19 protein-coding genes and 1 tRNA gene are annotated in these 21,025 nt (G+C 59.7%); 6 read left to right on the forward strand and 14 right to left on the reverse strand.

Annotation, left to right across the window (positions count from 1 at the left end; all coding sequences use genetic code 11):
• Positions 1-529 precede the first annotated feature (529 nt).
• A complete protein-coding gene (locus tag NG895_RS30570; protein ID WP_252852301.1) occupies positions 530-2,020 on the forward strand; it encodes a PEP-CTERM sorting domain-containing protein in 1,491 nt (496 codons plus the stop codon).
• On the opposite strand, the gene NG895_RS09785 is transcribed toward NG895_RS30570, so the two are convergent.
• The 14 genes from NG895_RS09785 to NG895_RS09850 all read right to left on the reverse strand — a co-directional run bounded on the left by NG895_RS09785 (position 2,007) and on the right by NG895_RS09850 (position 17,223).
• Positions 2,007-3,071 (reverse strand): M42 family metallopeptidase, encoded by a 1,065-nt coding sequence (locus NG895_RS09785; protein ID WP_252852302.1) that lies wholly within the window; start codon positions 3,069-3,071, stop codon positions 2,007-2,009. The two genes, NG895_RS30570 and NG895_RS09785, sit on opposite strands and share 14 nt — an antisense overlap.
• 84 nt (positions 3,072-3,155) lie before the next feature.
• Positions 3,156-3,581 carry a VOC family protein gene (locus tag NG895_RS09790; protein WP_252852303.1) on the reverse strand — a complete coding sequence of 142 codons (426 nt, stop codon included), beginning with the start codon at positions 3,579-3,581 and terminating at the stop codon, positions 3,156-3,158.
• A gap of 1,233 nt (positions 3,582-4,814) precedes the next feature.
• The gene (locus NG895_RS09795) at positions 4,815-5,588 is read right to left on the reverse strand and encodes a TatD family hydrolase (RefSeq protein WP_252852304.1); all 774 of its coding nucleotides are present in this window, start codon (positions 5,586-5,588) and stop codon (positions 4,815-4,817) included.
• A gap of 37 nt (positions 5,589-5,625) precedes the next feature.
• Complete coding sequence (locus NG895_RS09800; RefSeq protein ID WP_252852305.1) at positions 5,626-6,051, reverse strand: hypothetical protein; 426 nt, start codon at positions 6,049-6,051, stop codon at positions 5,626-5,628.
• A gap of 18 nt (positions 6,052-6,069) precedes the next feature.
• Positions 6,070-7,743 (reverse strand): NADH-quinone oxidoreductase subunit N, encoded by a 1,674-nt coding sequence (locus NG895_RS09805; RefSeq protein WP_252852306.1) that lies wholly within the window; start codon positions 7,741-7,743, stop codon positions 6,070-6,072.
• A 15-nt stretch (positions 7,744-7,758) separates the two neighbouring features.
• The gene (locus NG895_RS09810) at positions 7,759-9,498 is read right to left on the reverse strand and encodes a complex I subunit 4 family protein (protein WP_252852307.1); all 1,740 of its coding nucleotides are present in this window, start codon (positions 9,496-9,498) and stop codon (positions 7,759-7,761) included.
• A 27-nt stretch (positions 9,499-9,525) separates the two neighbouring features.
• On the reverse strand, positions 9,526-11,832 hold the full coding sequence (nuoL, locus tag NG895_RS09815; RefSeq protein WP_252852308.1) for an NADH-quinone oxidoreductase subunit L: 2,307 nt from the start codon (positions 11,830-11,832) through the stop codon (positions 9,526-9,528).
• 46 nt (positions 11,833-11,878) lie between these two features.
• Positions 11,879-12,232 carry an NADH-quinone oxidoreductase subunit NuoK gene (gene nuoK / locus NG895_RS09820; protein WP_252852309.1) on the reverse strand — a complete coding sequence of 118 codons (354 nt, stop codon included), beginning with the start codon at positions 12,230-12,232 and terminating at the stop codon, positions 11,879-11,881.
• 7 nt (positions 12,233-12,239) lie between these two features.
• Positions 12,240-12,824 (reverse strand): NADH-quinone oxidoreductase subunit J family protein, encoded by a 585-nt coding sequence (locus NG895_RS09825; protein WP_252852310.1) that lies wholly within the window; start codon positions 12,822-12,824, stop codon positions 12,240-12,242.
• The gene (gene nuoH / locus NG895_RS09830; protein WP_252852311.1) at positions 12,821-14,068 is read right to left on the reverse strand and encodes an NADH-quinone oxidoreductase subunit NuoH; all 1,248 of its coding nucleotides are present in this window, start codon (positions 14,066-14,068) and stop codon (positions 12,821-12,823) included. Before nuoH ends, NG895_RS09825 begins: the two co-directional genes overlap by 4 nt.
• 129 nt (positions 14,069-14,197) lie before the next feature.
• Positions 14,198-15,397: an NADH-quinone oxidoreductase subunit D gene (locus NG895_RS09835; protein WP_252852312.1), complete on the reverse strand. Its 1,200-nt coding sequence runs from the start codon at positions 15,395-15,397 to the stop codon at positions 14,198-14,200.
• 35 nt (positions 15,398-15,432) lie between these two features.
• Positions 15,433-15,963 (reverse strand): NADH-quinone oxidoreductase subunit C, encoded by a 531-nt coding sequence (locus tag NG895_RS09840; RefSeq protein ID WP_252852313.1) that lies wholly within the window; start codon positions 15,961-15,963, stop codon positions 15,433-15,435.
• 11 nt (positions 15,964-15,974) lie between these two features.
• Positions 15,975-16,640: an NADH-quinone oxidoreductase subunit A gene (locus NG895_RS09845; protein WP_252852314.1), complete on the reverse strand. Its 666-nt coding sequence runs from the start codon at positions 16,638-16,640 to the stop codon at positions 15,975-15,977.
• A 28-nt stretch (positions 16,641-16,668) separates the two neighbouring features.
• A complete protein-coding gene (locus NG895_RS09850; protein WP_252852315.1) occupies positions 16,669-17,223 on the reverse strand; it encodes a 4Fe-4S binding protein in 555 nt (184 codons plus the stop codon).
• A 424-nt stretch (positions 17,224-17,647) separates the two neighbouring features.
• On the opposite strand from NG895_RS09850, the gene csrA reads away from it, so the two are divergent.
• From csrA to NG895_RS09875, 5 genes are all read left to right on the forward strand, one after another.
• On the forward strand, positions 17,648-17,860 hold the full coding sequence (gene csrA, locus NG895_RS09855; protein ID WP_252852316.1) for a carbon storage regulator CsrA: 213 nt from the start codon (positions 17,648-17,650) through the stop codon (positions 17,858-17,860).
• Between the two features lie 239 nt (positions 17,861-18,099).
• Positions 18,100-18,172, forward strand: a tRNA-Glu gene (locus tag NG895_RS09860).
• Positions 18,173-18,296: 124 nt separating this feature from the next.
• Positions 18,297-19,334, forward strand: a complete 1,038-nt coding sequence (locus NG895_RS09865; RefSeq protein ID WP_252852317.1) for a ferrochelatase — start codon at positions 18,297-18,299, stop codon at positions 19,332-19,334.
• A 9-nt stretch (positions 19,335-19,343) separates the two neighbouring features.
• Entirely contained in the window at positions 19,344-20,309 is a 966-nt protein-coding gene (locus tag NG895_RS09870; RefSeq protein WP_252852318.1) for an aldo/keto reductase, read from the forward strand.
• 98 nt (positions 20,310-20,407) lie between these two features.
• On the forward strand, positions 20,408-21,019 hold the full coding sequence (locus tag NG895_RS09875; protein WP_252852319.1) for a pyroglutamyl-peptidase I: 612 nt from the start codon (positions 20,408-20,410) through the stop codon (positions 21,017-21,019).
• Positions 21,020-21,025 lie beyond the last annotated feature (6 nt).

Below are 21,025 nucleotides of genomic sequence, written 5' to 3' on the forward strand. Positions count from 1 at the left end.
CTCCGATTGATTCGAGTGCATGGAGAGGTTGTCTGTTCCGTCGCGAATGGCTGCCTTGGCCAGTTCCACCCTTGCGCCGTGACAAGGGTCGGTGGGTGCATACACTCCACCCTATGCTATCAGCAAAGGGGCAGCAAAGTGGAAGGGATTCCTCGGAGAAATCTGAAAGTCGAAGTAGGCGCCTCGAATCAGCTTGCGGATGTCCCCAGATCCCTGGACAGCGACAAGTGTGTAGGTCAGAATCGCGCTGGGTGCTCCAACTTCAAGCTGCATTGCTTTGGCGACACCCTCCCTCCCACGGAACATTGAAAAGTTGATTTCGGCCGCCGCCTGCACTTCTTAAGTAGCAGTGCGCGGCAAGATTCGAGCAGTGCCAATGCCTACGTTTCGGTCCGCTAATACGCGGCTTCTGTGTTTGCAAGCCGGTCTGGCGTGTATTCTCCTGCTGACGACTTCTGCGGCGCGCGCTGCACACTATCCAGGTGGCAGCAACGACAGAAGTCATGGGAATAAGAAGGGCGTGTGGATGGTGGCGCGCGGCACTAGTCAGCCGGACGTTCCATTGAACTCGCGGCGAGTCGCCGAGATCCGGGCGAGCATCGAGGACACCAGGCAGTACTACGCTGCCAACTCCGGCGGTGAGTTTGATCTGACGTTTCCCTACATCCTCGACGTGGTTATTCCCACCGAAGCGGTGGTGGAGAATGGCAACACACTTCATCGTCGTGTGGGGGATGCATGGGAGGAAGCGCGGCGGTACGTGCGAGCCAACTATCCCGAAGCCAACGTCGATAGCGCGTACGTTCAGTACTTCGATGTCAGCGGGACGTCGCCAGATGCAGGGCAGGGGTGGTCGGGCATCTCGTTCGGCAACAACGTTGCCAATCAAGAGAATGTCAGTTCTGCTTGGGGCCAGACAGTTAGCGATCACGAATTAGGTCATCGAATCGGCGTACCCCATGCATCGGCTCTGCGATCGCTGAACGAAGACAACTACACGCCATATGTATGGGATGTGCAAGATCGGCGGTACGAGGTTTACAATCCCGAGGAACATGGTTTTCACGTCACCACCTACGGCATCAATCAGGATGCCTACGGCAACCCATTCGACATCATGGGCAACATCAATGTGAACGGGGGGCACCTGACCGTCCACGAAAAACTGACCAACTCCCACTGGCTGAATAGCAATCAGGTCCGCGACCTCGAGAGCCTGAGGCCAGCCACGTATCGCATTTACGCCCACGATGAATTGGAGCCGGTTTACGATTCGGCTGAAGACGTGTGGGGAGTGGAGCAGACCTATGGGAATCGTCTCTACGGACTTACCTATCAGCGTCCGGCGCAGCGGTTCGATCCTGACTCTAGGCAATTCGAACTCTACGACCAGACCATTACCCTGGAGTATCGCTCAGGGCGAGATGGTTTGCAGTTTTACCTGGACGACTTCATTCTCGACGTCGACCCCGAAGACGATGGCTATAACCGAAACAGCCTCGAGCGGGAACTGGAAGTCGGGCAATCGATAGAAGATATCGATTTTGGCACCTCGGTTTATTTTGCCGATGGTGATATGGACGACTTCCTCAGCTATGACCCTCCCGCGCCCGATCTGCCCTGGCAATTTCTATCACAGTGGTACGACTTCGAGGTGCAGGGCCTCGGTAGTGATTCTGCGGGGAGTTACGTGGAGGTTGCTTTCTCCATTGTCGACCTGATCTCACCCGGCGACTTCAACCAGGACGGACGTCTGAACAACTCGGATGTCAACCTGTTCCGCGGCTTCTGGAACGGGGATACCTCGGCCTACTCCACTGCCGACAAGTTTGCGCACGGCGACATGGACTTTAGCGGCGTGGTCGACATCCACGATCTCTGGCTGCTGTCCGAAGTGTTTGCCGAGAGTGGGGTCGCGTTCAACTTTGCACTCGCCGTGCCTGAACCATCGACGGTTGCCATGTTGTTCGTGGCAGCAAGTTGCGGGCTGGTGCTGGTGCGGAGACTTAGCGCGGCGTGAAGTCTTCGTCGGCGGCGATACCCAGTGCGAACTCGGCCAACAGGTCGGCACACGCGTCCAGGTCGTCCAGCGAGACCACTTCCACAGCGCTGTGCATGTAGCGATTGGGCACGCTTACCAAACCGGTGGCAACACCGCCGCGGGCCAATTGCATGGCGTTCGCGTCGGTACCGGTACCACGACCGATGGCGCCCCACTGTAGATCGATCTTGGCCTTCTCGCCGGCAGCGCGCAGGTGATCGACGACAACGGGGTTCATGTTGGCTCCGCGGTAGACCACCGGTCCACCACCAATTTTGACTTCACCCTCTTGCGTCTTGTCGATAGTGGGGCAATCGGTGGCGTGCGTCACGTCCACGGCGATACCCACATGAGGATCGACTCCGTAGGCACTGGTCGTGGCGCCACGCAGGCCGATTTCTTCCTGCACGGTCGCAGCGATATGCACTCCCACGTTAAGCCCGCCTCGTTCCTTCGCACGGCGGCCGGCTTCCACACAGACCCACAGGCCGGTCTTGTCGTCCATGCCGGGAGAGTTGGCCAGGTTGTTGCGCATCTCCTGGTAGCCAAGTTCCAACGTGACCGGATCGCCGATCGCCACGACTTCCTTGGCTTCCGCCTGATCCTTGGCACCGATGTCGAGCCACAGTTCCTTGGTCTTCACCACCTGCTTGCGTTCTTCTTGGTCCAGAAGGTGGATTGGCTTACGGGCGATAACGGCTGGTACGGGCCCGTTGGCGGTGTAGATCGTCATCCGCTGGCCAATTAGCTGCTGAGGATCCCATCCACCGATCGTGTTCGTGTAGATAAAGCCGTTTTCGTCGATGTAGGTGACCAACAGGCCAATCTGGTCGGCGTGGCCGGCAAACATCACACGCAGGTCGGCGCTCGGATTGCAGCTGGCGATTACGTTGCCATGTAGGTCGGTGCGCACCTCATCGGCAAACGAGCCCACGTATTCGCGGACGATTTTTTGAACGGGTACTTCAAAGCCCGACGGGCTCGGAGTCTCGAGGATTTTGATCAAAAACTCTTTGACGGCCTTATCCATGAGGATCCTCTGGGAAAGATTATGATGCCCGTAAACCGTTGATTATCCCGCTTGTCGGGGAGAATTCAACGGTAGCCCGTCCGCTCACTGGGGCAGTGGACGTAGGTCCATTTTCTCTACGTCGGGCCACTCTCCCAGTTCGATTAAATTTCCATCCGGGTCGTGAATGAACAATTGACGGTAGCCATAGTCGGGAAGCCGACGCTGAATAACCGGAATTTCCTGTTCGGCCAGCAGCTCAAGCGTGCGGTCGATATCCTCCACTCGAAATGCGAGGTGGCTGCGACGGGTGTTGTCGCGAGTTGGAATCGGCTCGAAACGTTCGTCTTGAATCAGGTGCAGCATCATGCCCAGGTTGTCGCTGTACAGCCAACTGCCCGCGAAGCTGAAGCCCGGGCGGGGGACCTCGTAGAACCCAAGCACCTGGGTGTAAAAGGCAACGCTAGCATCGACGTTCGAGGCATTTAGCGCTGCGTGATTGAAGCGGGCAACGGGGATCGGATCAGGCATGGGGCTTCTGCGATTGGCGAGGCAAGCGAACGTAGGCGGCACATTTCGGTCGATTGTAACGATTTTATCAACCACCTGACGAGCGTTGGCCGATAGAAACCACGAAGAACCCCTGCAAGGGCGGACGTGTGCACGCGCAGGGATCGGACTACGACTTGTGATTATGGAAAGGGCCTTGCATGTCCGGCCGCCATCTGACGTTTGCTTTTATGTTGTGCACCGCCTCGCTCATGTCGACGGGGTGCGCTGTCTTGTGCGGTGGACCTGGTATGGGCTGCGGCAACGCGTGCTGTGGCGACTCGTGCGGCTCTTGTTATGGTAGTCCCTATGCATTCCAGCGGTACAAAGGCTGCTGCGATTGTGGCGGCAATGAGTTCTCGTTGCATCCTTGTGTGGGTTCCGATTGTTGCGGCACGAGCTGCGAGCCCGGTTGTGGCTGCGAACCCGGCTGTGCTTGCGAGCCAGCGTGTGGGTGTGAACCAGCCTGTGGGGTCGGCGAACCCGGGTGTGGTTGCGAGCCGGCGTGTGGTTGTGCAGACGGCTGCTGTGGTGGAGGTTGCTGCCACGGCACGGCCTGCGAGCATTGTGGCGAGGGGCTGGTTCGTGCCTTGGGTCGAATACGCCGTGCCATTTGTGGACCGGGATGCACTGGTTGCGATGGCGAGGTCTACTGGAGCGAGTGGCACAACGACCCACCGCGCTGCTGCGACCCATGCAATCACTGTGGTCAGTGGACCGGACCATCGGCTTACACCAATCCCGTTGGTGGTTGCAGCCAATGCAACTCCAACGGCGGATACGCAGCGAGTGCGAAGCCGCGAGCCTCGCAAGGCTCGCCTCAAATGGCCAAGCGGCCAATGGCTGAGAGACCGCTTTATCGTTAGGCGAGACAACGTAAGGCGGACGACCAAGGGGGGATTGTGGTCCGAATCGCAGGATTATTACTGCTGCTGTGCAACTTGACGCTAAGCGTCGGGTGCACATCGATTGGCGACCGGCTGGCAGGGTATACGTACACCCGCCCTCCGTGCGTGGTCGATCCACGGGGCGTCATCAGAGAGCCCTGCCGCAACTGTAATCCAGTTGCGCCAACCTGTTCTGACTCCAATGCCTGCGACCAGTGCCGCTGGGCACGCGAGACATACTTCGATTCACTGTATGCCTTGATCTGCGAATGCAACCTCTGGCCCAATAGCGATTGCTGCAACGACTGTCGCTGACGGTGCCAGGTGTTCAGTCCACCTGGAACAATCGCCTGGCATTGGCTGTCGTCGCTGCCGCTACTTCTTCCACCGGCAGACTTCGCACTTGCGCCAGACACGCACAGGTGTGAATGACGTGCGCCGGCTCGTTGCGGCGGATTTTTCGCACCGGTTCGGGCGAGAGATAAGGTGCATCGGTCTCTATCAACAGCCGATCCAGCGGCACCGTGGCAGAGACGGCTCGCAGTTCGTCCGACTTCTTGAAGGTCACCATGCCGGCGAAACTGATGTGCATGCCTAACTCCACGCATTCGGCAGCCATGTCTGCCTCGCCCGTAAAGGAGTGCATCACTCCCTTCAGCGGCCCGCGCTGCGCGGCTTCGCGGAGCATCTGCATGATGTCGTCCTCGCACTCCCGCATGTGAACGATGAACGGCAGGTTCGTTTCTTGCGAAAAGCGAATGTGCCGATCGAAATAGTCTTGCTGCAAGTCGAACGGGGCGAAGTCCCAATAGCGGTCCAAACCGGTTTCGCCCAGCGCCACCACGCCCGGTTGGCTGACGAGCCGCACGATGGTATCCCAATCGCTCGGGGCGGCCTCGTGCACGTAGTTGGGTTGGATGCCCACGGCAGCGTGGATGCCGTTGTATTGCCGGGCAAGCTTAACGCAGTTGGTGCTCGAGTTGGCGGTCACGCCCATGGCGATGATGTCCGCCACTCCCGCCGCCTGGGCACGGGTAATCACTTCGTCGCGATCGGCGTCGAACTCTTCCTGATCGAGATGCGCGTGGGTATCGAAATACAAGGTCGAGCTAAATGGGGAAGGAAGGCGTAGGAGGGAATCACGCTTTGGCGCAGCATTCTTCGAGCGACTGCAGATGTCCGCGTGCCATCCCCTTCGCTTCATCTACCAGCGAGCGAATCGTCTGATGGCAGGCCAGCGACTCGGACAATTGCTCCAGGGCCTCGATGTCACGCTTCTGGTAGTCTATGGCCCGGTCGAGCAAGTAGTCGAGAGCAAGATCGTGCAAGCCGGTGAATTCCATCGGGAATTCGGCACTAGGCGGCACATGGCCGCGCCGCTCGAGTTGCCCGACAATTCGCTCGACGAGCAAATCCTGGTCGGCCACGATGTCGCTAAACGTGGCAAGAATCTCTTCGTCGTTTCCCTGACGGTAGGGTTGAGCGTGCCGCAGATACTGCAGAAATGACCGCTTGGTGAGGGCAAGCAGTTCGTGCAGAGCGGCGATGGCGTTGACTTGCGGCATAGCGAGGGGTAGCAGTGTTTACGGCAGCAGGGTCGTGGCGGCCGCCTGGGCAAGTTCGGTAAGGCTGCCCGGAAACAGGAATATCAGCAGTAGCGGCAAAGTGACCAACAGGGCGTAGGCCGTTGGCCAGGCAGTAAGTTGTAGCGGGCCTCGCGTGGCCGGTTCGGGATTAAGGCACATCGTCCGCACCACTCGCCAGTAGTAAACCAAGGAGATGACAGTGTTGATGCCAGCGATCATCAGCAGTGCGATCATCATCGGCGTGCCGGTTTGGGCCAGCACAGCAAACGCAGCAAACTTGCCCAGGAAGCCAGCCAGAGGCGGAATGCCGACCAGACTGGCCAGAGTTACCACCATGGCAACGGTCAGCACGGGGGCGGCACGAACCAGCCCGGCGTAGTCGCTTATCTGTTCGCTGCCAATCGCCTGCTTGAGGAAGGCCACGATGGCAAATGCGCTCAGGTTCATAAACAGGTAAATGCCAATGTAGATCAACAGGCTCGCCACCGCTTGGACCGCTCCCCCGTCCGAGCGTCCCGTAAGCAGCGCCAACGCGGCCACCGGCATCATCATGTATCCGGCGTGCGCGATGGTGGAGTAGGCCAGCATCCGCTTGATGTTCGTCTGCCCGTAGGCAGCCAGGTTGCCAAACGTGCATGTGACGGCCGCCACCACGGCGATGAGTGTCGCCAGGTAGGTTCGCACCGGGCCCAAAGGTGGTGTCTTGGCCTCCATGGTCGCGATGGCCTGGGAGGACACGGCCACAATGGTCGGCGATTCGGCTGCTGCGACGACGTCCGGACCTGCTTCGGCGACTGGCGAGCACACGGCGAGCGTCACACGAACCAACAACGCCAAGGCGGCGGCCTTGGAGGCGACCGACAAGAAGGCGGCTACCTCGGCCGAAGCTCCTTCGAAGGCATCAGGGCACCAGAAGTGAAACGGCACCGCCGACAGCTTGAAGGCCAGGCCGACACCGATCATCAAGCCAGCCAGCACTAGCGCGGCGAGCATGCCGGGCTGTTCTCCCGCTGCCATCAGGCCGGGCAAGTCGATCGCGACGAGTTGCTGGCCAATGGTTGGCAGATGGGCGGTGCCCAGTATGCCGGCCAGCAGGCTGATTCCGTAGAGCATGATTCCTGCGGCGCCGGCTCCATAGATGGCGTATTTGAGCGCCGCCTCGCCGGCACGACGATTATTGCGAACCGCGCCGACCAAAACGTAGGACGGGACGCTGGCCATCTCGACGCCCAGCAGGACGGTCATCAAATGATTGGCCGTCGCCATGATGCACATGCCGAGCGTGGCACCCAGCAAGAGGACATATATGTCCTGCCCATCATACCGCCGAGCCAGGCCGGTGAGCTTGGTGAGTACCAGCAACAACACTGCGAACAACAGCAGCACGATTCGCAGGAACACGGTCAAGCCATCGTAAACCAGCATGCCAGTGAATAGCTCGGTGGGTTCCATCGAGGCCAGCGAGCCGAACCCTTCGGTCGGTGCGCTAGTTCCGAGGGCGACGATCGTTCCCGCTACCGCAATGTAAAACGGGTCGACCCAACGCAGGCCATCGAACAGCTTGACGACCAGCAGCAGCACGATTGTTACGCACAGCATTAACTCCGGCCAATAGAGCGGTAAGCTCACTGTCAGCGTATCGGAGACCAGGTTTTCAACGAGAAACTGCACGGGGCGATGTCAAAATCAGAGTTTGGGAATGTCGGTTGTTTCAACTTGTGGGCTCAAGGCCTGGGCTACTTTCGCTTCCGGCTGTTGCTCGCCGTCGAAATCGGAGGTCTTCGACGCCAGTCGGTCCGCGGTCAAGCTGACCGAGGGTTCCATGTAGTCGAGAATCGCCCGCGGGTAGACACCGAACAGGATGGCCAAAGCCAACAGCGGCGCGGCGATCCACATCTCGCGGGGCGTGATGGGCGTGAGGGCTTCCTCGTGTGGGCCCAGGTAGGTAGTACCCAGGTAGACTCGCTGCAGTGTCCACAGAATGTAGGCAGCCGTCAGGATCACCACTGCAGCGGCGACCACGGCCAGCGGGATGCAGTACTTCCAGGTGGAAAGGACAACGAAGAACTCGCCGATAAATCCGCACAGACCAGGCAACCCCAGTCCGGCGAAGAAGATGCCGACCGCCAGTCCACTGTAAACCGGCATGCGGGCGAAGATGCCACCGAATTGATCGATCTGGCGATGGTGCACGCGTTCGTAGAGCACGCCGACCATAAAGAACATGCCAGCCGAGCTGATGCCGTGGGCGATCATCTGGAACATGGCACCGTTCATACCCATCTTCCAGTAGTCGGCGTTGTAGGTGGGGCTCATGGCACTCCACACCCCCAGGCCCAGCACGACGTAACCCATGTGGCTCACGGAACTGTAAGCCACCAGCCGTTTGAAGTCGTTCTGCGCCAACGCGGCGAACGCACCGTACACCATGCTCACCACACCCAAAGAGCAGACCAGCCATGCCAGGTCGTAGCCCGCTTCGGGGCAGATGGGATAGCAGATGCGAATGATGCCGTAGCCACCCATCTTCAAGAGCACCCCGGCCAGGATCATCGAGATAGGTGTCGGAGCCTCGACGTGCGCGTCGGGCAACCACGTGTGCAGTGGTACGCTCGGCACCTTGATGATGAAGCCGATGAACAGCAGCAGGAATGCCCAGCGTTCGTAGGTCCAACCCCAGAGCTCGGTCTTGAACTGCTCGGTCGACTGACCAAGCTGCTGCAGGGCCAGGATGTTGAACGTGTGCTGCGGCGTATCGGCGTCCAGAATCTGCTCGATTCGCTCTGCGGGAACCTTCAGCTCGGCCAACTTGTCGGCGCCGAGCGGTCGCAGATCGCTGGAGAAGTACAGCATCAGAATGGCAACCAGCATTAGCACACTGCCGAACAGCGTGAACAGAAAGAACTTGATCGCGGCGTACTCGCGGCGGGGACCGCCCCAGATGCCGATCAGGAAGTACATCGGCAGCAGCATGACTTCCCAGAACACGTAAAAAAGGAAGAAGTCGAGCGCCAAGAAGACACCGATCATGCCCGTCTCGAGCAATAGCAGGAGCACGCAATACGCTTTGACGTGTTTGTCGATTGGCCAGCTGGCACCCATGCCCAGCATGGTGATGAACGTGGTCAGCACCACCAGCGGCAGGCTAATGCCGTCGATGCCCATCAGGTAGTCGATACGGAACGTGGGAATCCAGTCGACCGAGAACAAGTGCTGCATCTCGGCCTGGCCAGCTTTGAACTCGATGCCGGGCCAACCGAAGAGCATGCCGATCGATAGCACAAATGTCACAACGGTGACCGCCAGCGTGGCCTTCTTGATCAACTCGGCGTTGTCCTTTGGCGCAAAGCAGGCAATTGCCACTGCCGCCACGGCAGGCAGGAATGTGAGCAGACTGAGATAAACGGCAGGGCTATCGAGGTTCATTTCGATTTCGGTTTTCTTCGTGGCGGGCTATCCCGCCAGGGCGTATTTCCAACACAGGCTCACCGCGGCAAACAGGCCAAGCAGGCCCACTACGATGAACACGACGTACTGCCTGAGGTTTCCCGTTTGCAGCCGATGCAGCGAATTGCCAAAGTCCCAGGTCAGCCGCGCAAGGCCGTTGATGGAGCCATCCACAGCTTTGCGATCGACCACCAGATCGAGCGCTCGGGCCAGGAACGCGGTACCCCGCGCCAGCAAGTTGACGAACGGGTCGATCACGTAGCGATCGATGCCGGCGAAGAACTTGCTCTTCCACAGGGCCGGTCGGACAAACATCCAGTCGTAAAGTTGATCAAACCACCACGCGTTCACAAACAGCCGGTGGATCGGGGAGAACGATTGTTGAATCTCTTCGGCTCGCAGCCACCGCCAGACGTAGATGATCGCCGCCAGCAGCAACCCTCCCATCGCCATCGCAAACGCCGACCAGCCGGCCGGAATGGCGATTTGTGGTTCGTGGCTCAAGTGTTCGTCGGGCACCGTGAGGTTCGGCAGCCAAGTGCCGGTAGTGGTTTCCAGCGTGCCGGCGGGGCGGGCTCGTTCCAGTAGACTGGTAACCGAAAGCTTCGATCCGGGCACGTGCCAACCCACTCCCACGGCAAACACCGCGAGCAAGACCAGCACGCCCACCATCGAACGGGGTGACTCGTGGGCGTGATCGTAACGTTCGGTGTTGGCGGGCATACCTGTAAAGGTCATGAACCACAGCCGGAACATGTAACACGCGGTGATAAACGCCCCGCCCAGCGGTAGCCACATCAATAGCTGGTATCCGGACGACTCGTTGACACGGGCGAAGCTCCAGGCCTGCTCGATGATGGCATCCTTCGAAAAGTATCCCGACAGCCCGATGCCCAGTGCAGGTATTCCGGCACCAATAATCGCCAGGCAGCCAATCAGCATCGTGTAAGCGGTCCACGGCATCTTGTGGCGCAGCCCCCCCATCTGTCGCATGTCGTTCGTGTGGACAGCATGAATCACCGAGCCCGAGCAAAGGAACAGCAGACTCTTGAAGAATGCGTGCGTGATCAGGTGGAATAGGCCGGCTGCCCAACCACCGAGCCCCAACGCCAGCATCATGTAGCCCAATTGGCTGATCGTGGAGTAGGCCAGCACTCGTTTAATGTCGTATGCCGTGATGGCGATCGTGGCGGCCAGCGTCAACGTGATGGCTCCAACGATGGCGATCACCAGCAGGGCCTCGGGCACGAAGATCGGATAGCATCTGCCAACCAGGTATACGCCCGCGGCAACCATGGTGGCCGAATGCACCAGCGCCGACACCGGCGTGGGACCTTCCATGGCGTCGGGCAACCACGTGTGCAGCGGGAACTGAGCACTCTTGCCCACACAGCCACAGAACAGGCCGACTCCGGCCACGAACAGCAGCAGGTAATTGGTGTCGGCGGATTCGCTGCCCATCGCTGCGGCGTCGAGTTCGTATTGGTGCGCCTCGCTGCGCAATTGCGAGAACATGCCGGGCGTGTTTGAGTCGCCAAAGTCCAACGTACCGAGGCACGACCATAGGGCCATCAAGCCGATCAGCATGCCGAAGTCGCCCACCCGGTTAACGATGAACGCTTTGTTGGCGGCGTAGCTGGCACTGGGGCGTTCGAAATAGAAGCCGATCAAGAAGTAGGAACAGATGCCGACTAGTTCCCAGAACATGAACACCATGGCCAGATTGCCGGCCAGCAACAGCCCGAGCATGCTGAAGGAGAACAGCGACAGGTACTGATAAAACCGATGGTACCTGCCGGGCCGATGGTAATAATTGCCGTCGGGGGTGGCGATCTCACGGTCGACCATGTCTTCCAGCTCTTCGTGCATATATCCCATGGAGTAGATATGCACGCAGGTGCTGATCAGCGTGACCAACGCAAACATCGCGATCGTCAGGGCGTCGATGTAGTAGCCGATCGAGATGCGTAACTTGCCGAACTGGGCCAACGTATAGTAGATGCCCGAATAGGAGGTCGGCGGCGAGGCCATGTGCTCGCTGGCTGCCTGGTGAGCCGCGGCCGTTTCATGGACCGTGGCCACTTCATGCGGGGCCGTTTGAGTGAGCCAGATAATCAGGGCGACGATGGCCAGCACGCAACTGGTACCGATGGCCCCAGTGGCCAACCAGCCAGCCGTGCGCTGGGCGCCGTAACTCGCTCGGCCGCCAGCCATCTGTGGCAGCGAATACCCCACCCACACTAGCGCGAACGCCGCCAGTGGCAGCAGCCAGGCGATGGCGAGGATCGTTGGTAGGGTGGTGGCAGGATTCATGGGGGTCGAGTGGCGGGCGGACTGCATCGAGTCTGGCCGCGAGAGGCTATCCTTTGAGCTGATTGGCGCGGTCGACGTCGATGGAACCGAAGTTGTTGTAGAAGTTCAGGGCAATGGCCAGCGCCACGGCGGCTTCGGCCGCCGCCAGCACGATGACGAACATGGCCATCAACTGGCCGTCCAGCATCAGCGTCGCGCTTTCGCCTCGCAGGTAGGGGCTGCCGAGCGCCACTAGGTTGACGTTCGCCCCGTTGAGTACCAGTTCGATGCCCATCAGTATGCCCAGCGCGTTTCGCTTGGTGGCCATGCAGACGACACCGCACACAAACAGCACCGCCCCGACCACCATGTAGTGGGCGACGCCGATGGGTTCCGTCAGTAGGCTGGCGAGGATGGGCATGGATGGGTCAAGCGCTTTCTGTATGGTGGCGGCGTGCGCGGGCCAGGTAGGCCGCCCCCACGAGCACCACCAACAGATGGACGGAAACGATAACGAATGGAAACAGGTATCCCGACATGCCGCGACGGAGCGAAGGGTTCGGTTGTTCGAGTTGATCCACGCGGTAGCCCTCGAGTGCCATGCCAATCGGCGTGGCGGTAAGGACCGGCGTGTCCTCACTGACACTGGGCTGATTGGTCGGTTGCCACATGGGGACATTCATCGCCGTGAAGACCAGCACGAACAGCAAAGCGCCGCCGAGCATCAGGGCGGTGAGCAACTCGCCGCTGGAGGTCCGCATCGATACGAATTGCGACTGGGCGGTCAGCATGACGCCAAACACCAACAGCACCAGCGTGCCGCCGACGTAGATCATCAGTTGCATCGCACCCACAAAATCGGCGCCGGCCAGGAAGAACAATCCAGCCGTCGCGGCGAGCGATAGCACCAGATAAAACGCCATGCGAACGATGTTGTTACTCAGCACCACGGCAATGGCAAACACCCCGGCAAAGCCACTGCACAGCAGGAATAGCAGGCTGCTCCAATTCACAGTGCGTCCCCCTGTGCGATGGTGCCTTGCTCGATGGCTTGGACGTCGAGCGAGTGGTCAGGGAGTCGTTCCGTCAGGCGACGATTCACTTCGGGGGCTTGCAGCAGGCCCAGAAACACCCGGTCGGGCAGGGTGGTGTGCCAAAGTGCCGCGCCGACGAACATCACGGCGGCCAGCGGTGTGCAGTATTTCAAGCAGGTGGTCATTACTTGGTCGATACGAAGTCGCGGAAGCGTCCAACGCACCCAGATCATCACGGTTACCAGCAGGAATCCCTTGGCAATCACGTTGATCATGCCCAGGAAGTTGCCCAGGTATCCCAATACGGGACCGTTTTCCCAGGTCAGTCCCAGCAGGCCGGCAATTGGGATGGGGCCATTCCAGCCACCGAGGAACAGAATCGCAGCCAGGATGCTTACCGCCAGCATGGAACCGTACTCGGCCATGAAGAAGAAGCTCCACCGCAGGCCGGAGTACTCGGTGTGGAACCCGGCCACCAGTTCGCTTTCGGCTTCAGCGAGGTCGAACGGTGCACGGTTCACGCTTGCCACACCGCAAGTGAAGTAGACCCAGAACACCAGAAACGTGAACGGGTCGTGAAACAGGTACCAGTTGGTGAACCAACCTTGCTGTTTGTCGCCTAGGAAAACCAGATCCATCGAGCCAGCGAGCATCACAGGCACCACTACGCACAGCCCCATCGGCACTTCGTAGCTGACCACCTGGGCCGCCTCGCGCATGGCACCGAACAGCGACCACTTGGAGGCTGACGCATAGCCCGCCAGGATGACGCCGAACACCTCGAGTCCCATCACCGCAAGTACAAAAAACACCGCGATATTCAAATGCTGGGCGACGAACGGAAAGTCGCGTCCTGCAAAGGGCAGGGCGATAAAGGCCGCCAGCGAGGCACAAAAACTTATGTACGGGGCCAGCCGAAACAGCATTTTGTCGGCGTCCCCCGGTACCAGGTCCTCTTTAGTCAGCAGCTTCATCCCGTCGGCCAACGTCTGCAGCCAACCAAACTTGCCGCCCACCCGAGTGGGCCCCAGGCGATCCTGAATGCGGCCGGATACTTTTCGTTCGAGCCAGATGAAGATCAGGGCCGAAGTGGCCACCAGGCCCAGCAGCAGGGCCACGTAGATCAATGCAGCGAGCACGTATCCCAGCAAGGAGTCGTCTGGGAGCGAACCTCCCACCCAGCTAGCGATCCAGTCGAGACATTGGTTGAGCAGCTTAGCCACGTTGCTTTCCGTGCACCGAAGTGGAGAAGGTCACCTCTGGCGGCCTTGTGTTTGTCGTGAATATCGCACACACCCCGAACAGTGTCGAGGGATTGCCTGCCGACGTGTGCGGTTCCGGTAAAGCGGACATTATCGGTCAATTTCACCCATGACTAAGTCGAGCGAACCGACAATGGCCGGCACGTCCGCGATCAGACAGCCCTGGCACAAGTCGGGTACCACCGACAGGTTGGCGAACGAGCTGCTGCGCGCCCGTGCACGCCAGGGGATCGCTGAACCATCGCTGACAATGCCGAATCCCATCTGTCCCCGCGGGCATTCGGTTTCCAGGTACGTTTCGCCGACGGGCAGTTTTTGTGTGAGCTTCACCGGTTGGCCAAAGTCGCCCTCGGCGGTGCGATACTTTTCGATACCTTGACGCACGAGGCTGATTGCCTGGACCACCTCCAACATGCGGACGTAGAACCGGTGCCAACAATCGCCCAGCACGGCCTCGGTCGGTACGTTCGGCGCGGTGTACACCGACGGATACTGGCCGTTGGTCTGGCACACGACCTCCCAGTCGTAACCTTCGTACATTGAGGTGTAGATCGGCTCTCCGTCGCGGCGGAGGTCCCAATTGACGCCACTGCCGCGGAGCACGGGGCCACTGCAGCCATAGTCGATGGCCATCTCGCCGGGCATCACACCGATGCCGGCCGTGCGGCGGATGAAGATCGAGTTGGTGGTCAACAGCGTATGGTACTCGTCGATCACCGGAACAAACTGATCGAGAAACGCCAGGCACTTGTCGATCCAACCGGGCGGGAAATCGGCCGTCGCTCCGCCCACCGTCAGGTAGCTGTACGTGAGTCGGGCACCGCAGACTTCTTCGAACAGGTCCAGTATCTTCTCGCGTTCGCGGAAGGCGTACAGAAAGGGACTAAACGAACCGAGGTCGAGCCCATAGGCGCCCATGCCAACCAGGTGACTGGCAATGCGGCCCAGCTCGGAAATGATCACCCGCAAGTGACGCCCCTTTTCGGGAACCTCCAGACCCATTAACTTTTCGACCGTCAGGGCCCAGCCGACGTTCATATTCATACCGGCCAGGTAGTCCATCCGGTCGGTGTAAGGAATGTACTGCCGGGGCGTGAGGTTCTCGCCAATCTTTTCCGCACAACGATGCAGGTAGCCGATGTGCGGCATGACCTCGCTGACCACCTCGCCATCGGTCCGCAGTACAAGACGCAACACACCGTGCGTGCTTGGATGCTGTGGTCCCATGTTGACCAGCATCTCATCGGTGCGGACATCGAGTTCGATGACGTTAGTAGCGGCGGATGACATGTGAAAACAACTCGTGTCGGACAACTATCAATGAACTAACGCCCTCGAATACCGTGATACTCCAGCGGCATCTCGTAATCTTTGCGCAATGGGTGACCTTGCCAGTCTTCGGGGCAGAGGATGCGGCGGAGATCGGGGTGGCCGGTGAACTCGATGCCCACCAGGTCGTAGACTTCGCGCTCGTGCCAGTTGGCCGTGCTCCAGACGCTGCTTACGCTCGGCACTTGTGGCAGCAATTCGGCGTCTTCGTCGCTCCATCTTGGCAGCATGATCTTCACGACCAGTCGATGCCGATGGGCGAGGCTCGTCAGGTGATAGATCAGCTCGAGGTGCGGCTGCCAGGGTGCCTTGGCGGCTTTCTTCGGATCGGTGTGGCAGTAGTCGACACCGGTGATGCAGTTGAGGTAGTCCAGCGACAGTACCCCATCGCTCTTGAGGAACTGGGCCACTTCGAGCCACCGCTCGCCGTTCACTTCGATCCAGGGATCGAGGACCTCCGCTTCACTGCGGACCACAGCCTCAGGGAACCGCTCGCTCAATCGTTGGCAAATGCTGTCGAAGTTCATGGGGGGACTCATCAAGCGGAGCGGCGAACGGCCGTCGCCTCGTCGGCGGAAATTGTCGTGGTGGTGGATGCCTTGTGCGTGACGGCGCGCACCCAATCCAGGTCGCCCCGTTTCCAAACGTAGGCAAAGCCCACCATCAGGACCGCGAAAAACACGCCGATATCCGCCAGCGACGTCCAAGCGATTTTGCTGGCCAGGCGTTGGGTGGCGACCGTCGTTCGAGCGCGAACATCCGTCGAAATCTCAAGCCTCGCAGCTTCTTCATCCGTCAGGTTTGGGCTTTCGAGGCGGTTGATACCCAATTCGCGAAACTTGTGGATGGCAAACTCCGAAAGCTGGTTGGCGGGGGCGCTGAAGTCTCCTTCATCCGCAGCCACGATCGGCGCACTGGGGGCCGACAGCTCCGTCGCTTTGCCAAACACGGTAGCCCACGGAAAGAAGAAGGCGACCTCTACGTCGAAAATGATGAACAGCAGGGCCACCACATAGAACCTCAGATCGAACTGCACAAAGCTTGATCCAATGGTGGGTTCGCCACACTCGTAGATTTCCAGCTTTTCGGGATTGGGATTGCGCGGCCGCAGCAAATAGCCAAGCAGCAAGTTGACCAACAGGAACCCCGCACCCACCAGGATGAATAAGGCAAGGTAGGCGACGATTTCGTTAGGGCTAGCCATCGATGCATTCGACGCGCAGTGGGTGGTGCTACGCGGGTTGGTTTGGTCCGCCGTGGACGGGGTGGGTAACTTGCTTGGACTGATAAACGGCAGTGGGATTGAGTGTCGCTCGGCCCCAAGCCACATCCAGGGGCAGCCTGGAGAAGTCGACCAGGCAACCATCGCGGGTGTAGCAACTCAAATCGTGCGTTGCACCCATAAAAATACAATCAACGGGGCAGGGCTCCACGCAAAGTGCGCAGAACATGCACTTGCTGTAGTCGATGGTAAAACCGGTGACCTTGAATCCCTTGCCACCTTCTACACGCTGCTTGCCAATGTAGATGCAGTCCACGGGGCAGGCCTTCGCACACTGATCGCAGGCGATGCAGGTGGTCAGGTCGAACCGATGGAATCCGCGGTAACGAGCGGCCACTGGAACGGGGAGCTCCGGGTACTCGAACAGCTCTGTGAACGCCTTGCGTTCCGGACGGTAAGTGCGAAGCCAAACGCTAGCCGTAACCCACATTCCGTGAGCCACCGTGGTGACGGCCTCGACAATGTTGCCCAGCCAGGGCCAGAACTTTTTAACTCGTGCGACCATGAGTTGCCCGTAGTGCTTCCTTGTTGCGGCGATTATAGGGCAGCACGGCACGTTCCCACAGCCCCGCCGCTAGCAACCGCAAAGCGGGGTGGCGAAAAGGGTGATTTTATTGGCCCAGGCAGGTTTCGAGCAGTGTGGGGGCTGGGGCTGCTGTCTGGCATTCTGCAGCTGACGCGAGGGTGCGGAGTGCCGCAGTTGAGCGGGGTGTCGTGTGAAGAATCGGCCAAATCGGCAGAACCTACCCTGCAAAATGGAAGCCAAACTTGGTTTGATCGCTTGACTCTATGGAAATGGCCCGTAGAGTGAAGGTAGGAAACTTGCCGTCAAGGGGGGTGTCCGTGCGCTCCCGCGACATGCCGCAGACTAGAGAGTCGGAGAGGTGGCCAGCGCGCGACCCCGGCCACCAGATTGAAGGAATCAGACCATGTTAGTGCTCTCGCGTAAGAAGAACGAGAGTATCGTCATTAACGATGACATCACCATCGTGGTGGTGGAGATTCGTGGTGATAAGGTACGCCTCGGCGTCGAAGCTCCCAAGGAAGTGCCCGTCCATCGCAATGAGGTGTACGAGGCGATCCGACGCCATCAACAAGCCGAGCAGGCTTCGCCTGCCAACGATTCGGCAGCCACCGAGTAGTGAAGTCGGAATACCGACTTGCGGCCCGATGTTTCTGGGGACAACAGACACTGCTTGGCAGGTTTCGTTACGCTATTTCTGATGCTTCGTGCATACCTTGGGTTGACGATCTACCGTTAGCCTTCTATACCAGGGTGCTGCTGTTTTTTGGCGCCTATTAATTGATGCCTTGAAACTGCGTTCGGCGAACCCGCAACCGGTTCGTCCTGTCCCACCCAGGGGCAAGCAAAGCCTTTCCCGGCCCCGTCGTCTAGCGGTCTAGGACTCCGGCCTTTCACGCCGGCAACACGGGTTCGAGTCCCGTCGGGGTCACTTTCTTGAAGCGGGCGTGCCAAGCACGCCCGCTTTTTTTATGGGCGGGTGTCCGATGGGCAGGCAACCAGCTAGAGTGCAAATACACTGGTTTTCAACGTGCACTTCGGCGATCCACACATCTATGGCCAACCACTACGACGCGCTACTCCTGGTCTCGTTCGGCGGCCCCGAAGGTCCCGACGAGGTGATGCCGTACCTCGAAAACGTGCTGCGGGGCAAGAATGTCCCACGCGAGCGGATGTTGGAGGTTGCCGAGCACTACCAGCACTTCGGCGGTGTGAGCCCTATCAACGAGCAAAATCGCCAGCTGCTGGCGGCCATTCAGGCGGACTTCCAGGCTAACGGCCTGGATCTGCCTGTGTACTGGGGTAACCGAAATTGGCACCCGTTGCTGCCAGAGGCCCTAGGCAAAATGGCCGGCGATGGCGTCCAGCGAGCTTTGGCATTCTTTACCAGCGCCTTCAGTTCCTACAGCGGCTGTCGGCAATATCGGGAGGATATCGCCCGGGCCCACGCGGAAGTGGGCGAGCAGGCGCCGCAGGTCGACAAGCTGCGGGTGTTCTTCAATCATCCGGGTTTCGTCGAGCCTATGGCCGAACTCACAGTTACGGCCATGGATCAGATCGATCCGCCACGGCGAGAGCGGGCCAAAGTGTTATTCACCGCGCATAGCATTCCCATGGCGATGGCAGAGAACTGCCGCTACGAAGCTCAATTCGCCGAGGCTTCGAAGCTGGTGGCCGAGCGGGCGGGCGTTCGCGATTGGCAACTGGTTTACCAGAGTCGCAGCGGCCCGCCATCGCAGCCCTGGTTGGAGCCCGATGTCTGCGACGTGATTCAACAGTTGCACGACGCTGGCGGCGTCGAGGATGTGGTGATCGTGCCCATTGGATTCATCTCGGACCATATGGAAGTGCTGTTCGACCTGGACACCGAGGCTCGTCAGCTTTGCGAGCAACTGGGCATCGACATGGTGCGGGTGCCTACCGTGGGTGTTCACCCTCGGTTTGTTGCGATGGTCCGAGAGTTGGTGGTGGAGAGATTGGAGCAGCGCGCCGACCGCCCCGCCTTAGGCGACTGGGGTCCCAGCCACGACGTCTGCCCGGTCGACTGCTGCACCTACACCCCCCGACGACCTCCAGCAGCAGGGAGACGCTAAGTGTCCAAGATGCCACTACGTCCATTGGGCAAATCTGGGTTCGAGATTGCCCCCGTAGCCCTGGGGTGCTGGCCGATTGCCGGCGTGACCACGCTTGGGACTACTGAGCAAGACAGCCTGGCGACCATTCGTGCTTGTTTCGACCTGGGTATCAACCATCTGGACACTGCCTACGTCTACGGCCCCGCGGGCGAGAGCGAAACGCTTATCCGTCGAGCAATTGAGGGCCGTCGCGACGAGGTGGTAATCGCCACGAAGGGCGGCATCCACTACGAAGGCGACAAGATGGCGAACGACGCTCGCCCCGAGGTCTTGTACCGCGAGTGCGAGGAGAGTCTTCGCCGTTTGGGGACCGATCGCGTCGAGCTCTACTACTTGCATTCCCCCGACGAAGCGACCCCCATCGAGGAGTCGGCCGGTGCGATTCGCGAATTGGTCGACGCTGGCAAGGTCCGATCGGCGGGCGTTTCCAACGCGTCACTCGAGCAAATCCAGGCGTTTCACTCGGTTTGCCCGCTGTCCGCGGTGCAACTGCCGTACAACATGCTGCAGCGCGGCATCGAGGAGGAAACCTTGCCCTGGTGCCGCGAAAACGGGGTGGCTGTCACGGCATACTGGGTGTTGATGAAGGGCCTGCTGGCGGGCAAATTGCCGCGTGACTACCAGTTCGATCCGTCCGATTCGCGACTCAAATATCCCATGTATCAGGGAGAGGAATGGCAGCGGAACCAGGATTTCCTTGATCGCCTGCGAGCGCTGGCCGAGGCGGCAGGCTGGAGTGTGGCCCAACTCGTGACGGCCTGGACCCTGGCGCAAAGCGGCATCACGGCCGCACTCTGCGGGGCCAAACGGCCCGCTCAGATTCGCGAATCGGGCGCCGCCCTGGACGTTGCTCTGTCGCCCTCGCAGCTTGCCGAAATCGACCAGGCCCTGGCCGATCGCGGCGAGGCGGCAAGCAACCGTAGTTTCAAATAGTCGCCCGAGTGTGGCTTTTTTTCCGGGCCAAAGCTATTCAAACGGGTGGTCGGTCGTTACTGTAGCGGCATATCCTCTATCCTGCGAGGTCTCACGTCATGCCGCGAGTGCTGCTCACTGCCTACGGTCCCTACGACGACTGGTCAACGAACGCCAGTTGGATGGTGCTGCAGGAACTAACACGTCATCTTCCCTTGGATCTGGACGTGGTGACGCGGCTCTATCCAGTAAACTTTACCGAGATGGTCTCTCGGCTGGAGGAAGACCTGACCTCGGATATCGACGTGGCCTTGCATCTTGGTCAGGCGCCAGGGAATGCTCGCATCGATCTAGAAGCAATGGCCATCAACTGCGGGCGGGATCGCGATCAACGACCGGAGGACGCCTGGCTGTTGGCGCCCGATGGGCCGGCCGCCTATGCCAGCGATTTACCTCTGGCGAAGTGGGCCCAGATGCTTCGTAAAGAGGGGATTCCCGCCGAGGTCTCGCACCACGCGGGCACCTATTTGTGCAACGCCATTCTGTACATGACGCACTTTCTTTCTGCCGAGCGTCAGCTCGGAGTGCAGGCCGCGTTTCTGCATTTGCCGCTCGACCCGTCGCAGGTAGTCAATTGCACGGTGGCCACTCCTTCTCAGCCGCTCGAGTTCACTGCACACGGCGTGCGGCTCATCCTGGACGACATTGCCGCCTGCGTGCCAACTCGGTAGGCTGGC

The organism is Aeoliella straminimaris (assembly GCF_024054565.1).
Taxonomy (GTDB): Bacteria; Planctomycetota; Planctomycetia; order Pirellulales; family Lacipirellulaceae; genus Aeoliella; species Aeoliella straminimaris.

Coding starts and splice junctions, on each gene's coding strand:
- NG895_RS09785 (WP_252852302.1), bottom strand. CDS start 3,071: ATGGATAAGGCCGTCAAAGAGTTTTTGATCAAAATCCTCGAGACTCCG.
- NG895_RS09790 (WP_252852303.1), bottom strand. CDS start 3,581: ATGCCTGATCCGATCCCCGTTGCCCGCTTCAATCACGCAGCGCTAAAT.
- NG895_RS09800 (WP_252852305.1), bottom strand. CDS start 6,051: ATGCCGCAAGTCAACGCCATCGCCGCTCTGCACGAACTGCTTGCCCTC.
- NG895_RS09810 (WP_252852307.1), bottom strand. CDS start 9,498: ATGAACCTCGATAGCCCTGCCGTTTATCTCAGTCTGCTCACATTCCTG.
- nuoL (WP_252852308.1), bottom strand. CDS start 11,832: ATGAATCCTGCCACCACCCTACCAACGATCCTCGCCATCGCCTGGCTG.
- nuoK (WP_252852309.1), bottom strand. CDS start 12,232: ATGCCCATCCTCGCCAGCCTACTGACGGAACCCATCGGCGTCGCCCAC.
- NG895_RS09835 (WP_252852312.1), bottom strand. CDS start 15,397: ATGTCATCCGCCGCTACTAACGTCATCGAACTCGATGTCCGCACCGAT.
- NG895_RS09840 (WP_252852313.1), bottom strand. CDS start 15,963: ATGAACTTCGACAGCATTTGCCAACGATTGAGCGAGCGGTTCCCTGAG.
- NG895_RS09845 (WP_252852314.1), bottom strand. CDS start 16,640: ATGGCTAGCCCTAACGAAATCGTCGCCTACCTTGCCTTATTCATCCTG.
- NG895_RS09850 (WP_252852315.1), bottom strand. CDS start 17,223: ATGGTCGCACGAGTTAAAAAGTTCTGGCCCTGGCTGGGCAACATTGTC.
- csrA (WP_252852316.1), top strand. CDS start 17,648: ATGTTAGTGCTCTCGCGTAAGAAGAACGAGAGTATCGTCATTAACGAT.
- NG895_RS09865 (WP_252852317.1), top strand. CDS start 18,297: ATGGCCAACCACTACGACGCGCTACTCCTGGTCTCGTTCGGCGGCCCC.
- NG895_RS09870 (WP_252852318.1), top strand. CDS start 19,344: ATGCCACTACGTCCATTGGGCAAATCTGGGTTCGAGATTGCCCCCGTA.
- NG895_RS09875 (WP_252852319.1), top strand. CDS start 20,408: ATGCCGCGAGTGCTGCTCACTGCCTACGGTCCCTACGACGACTGGTCA.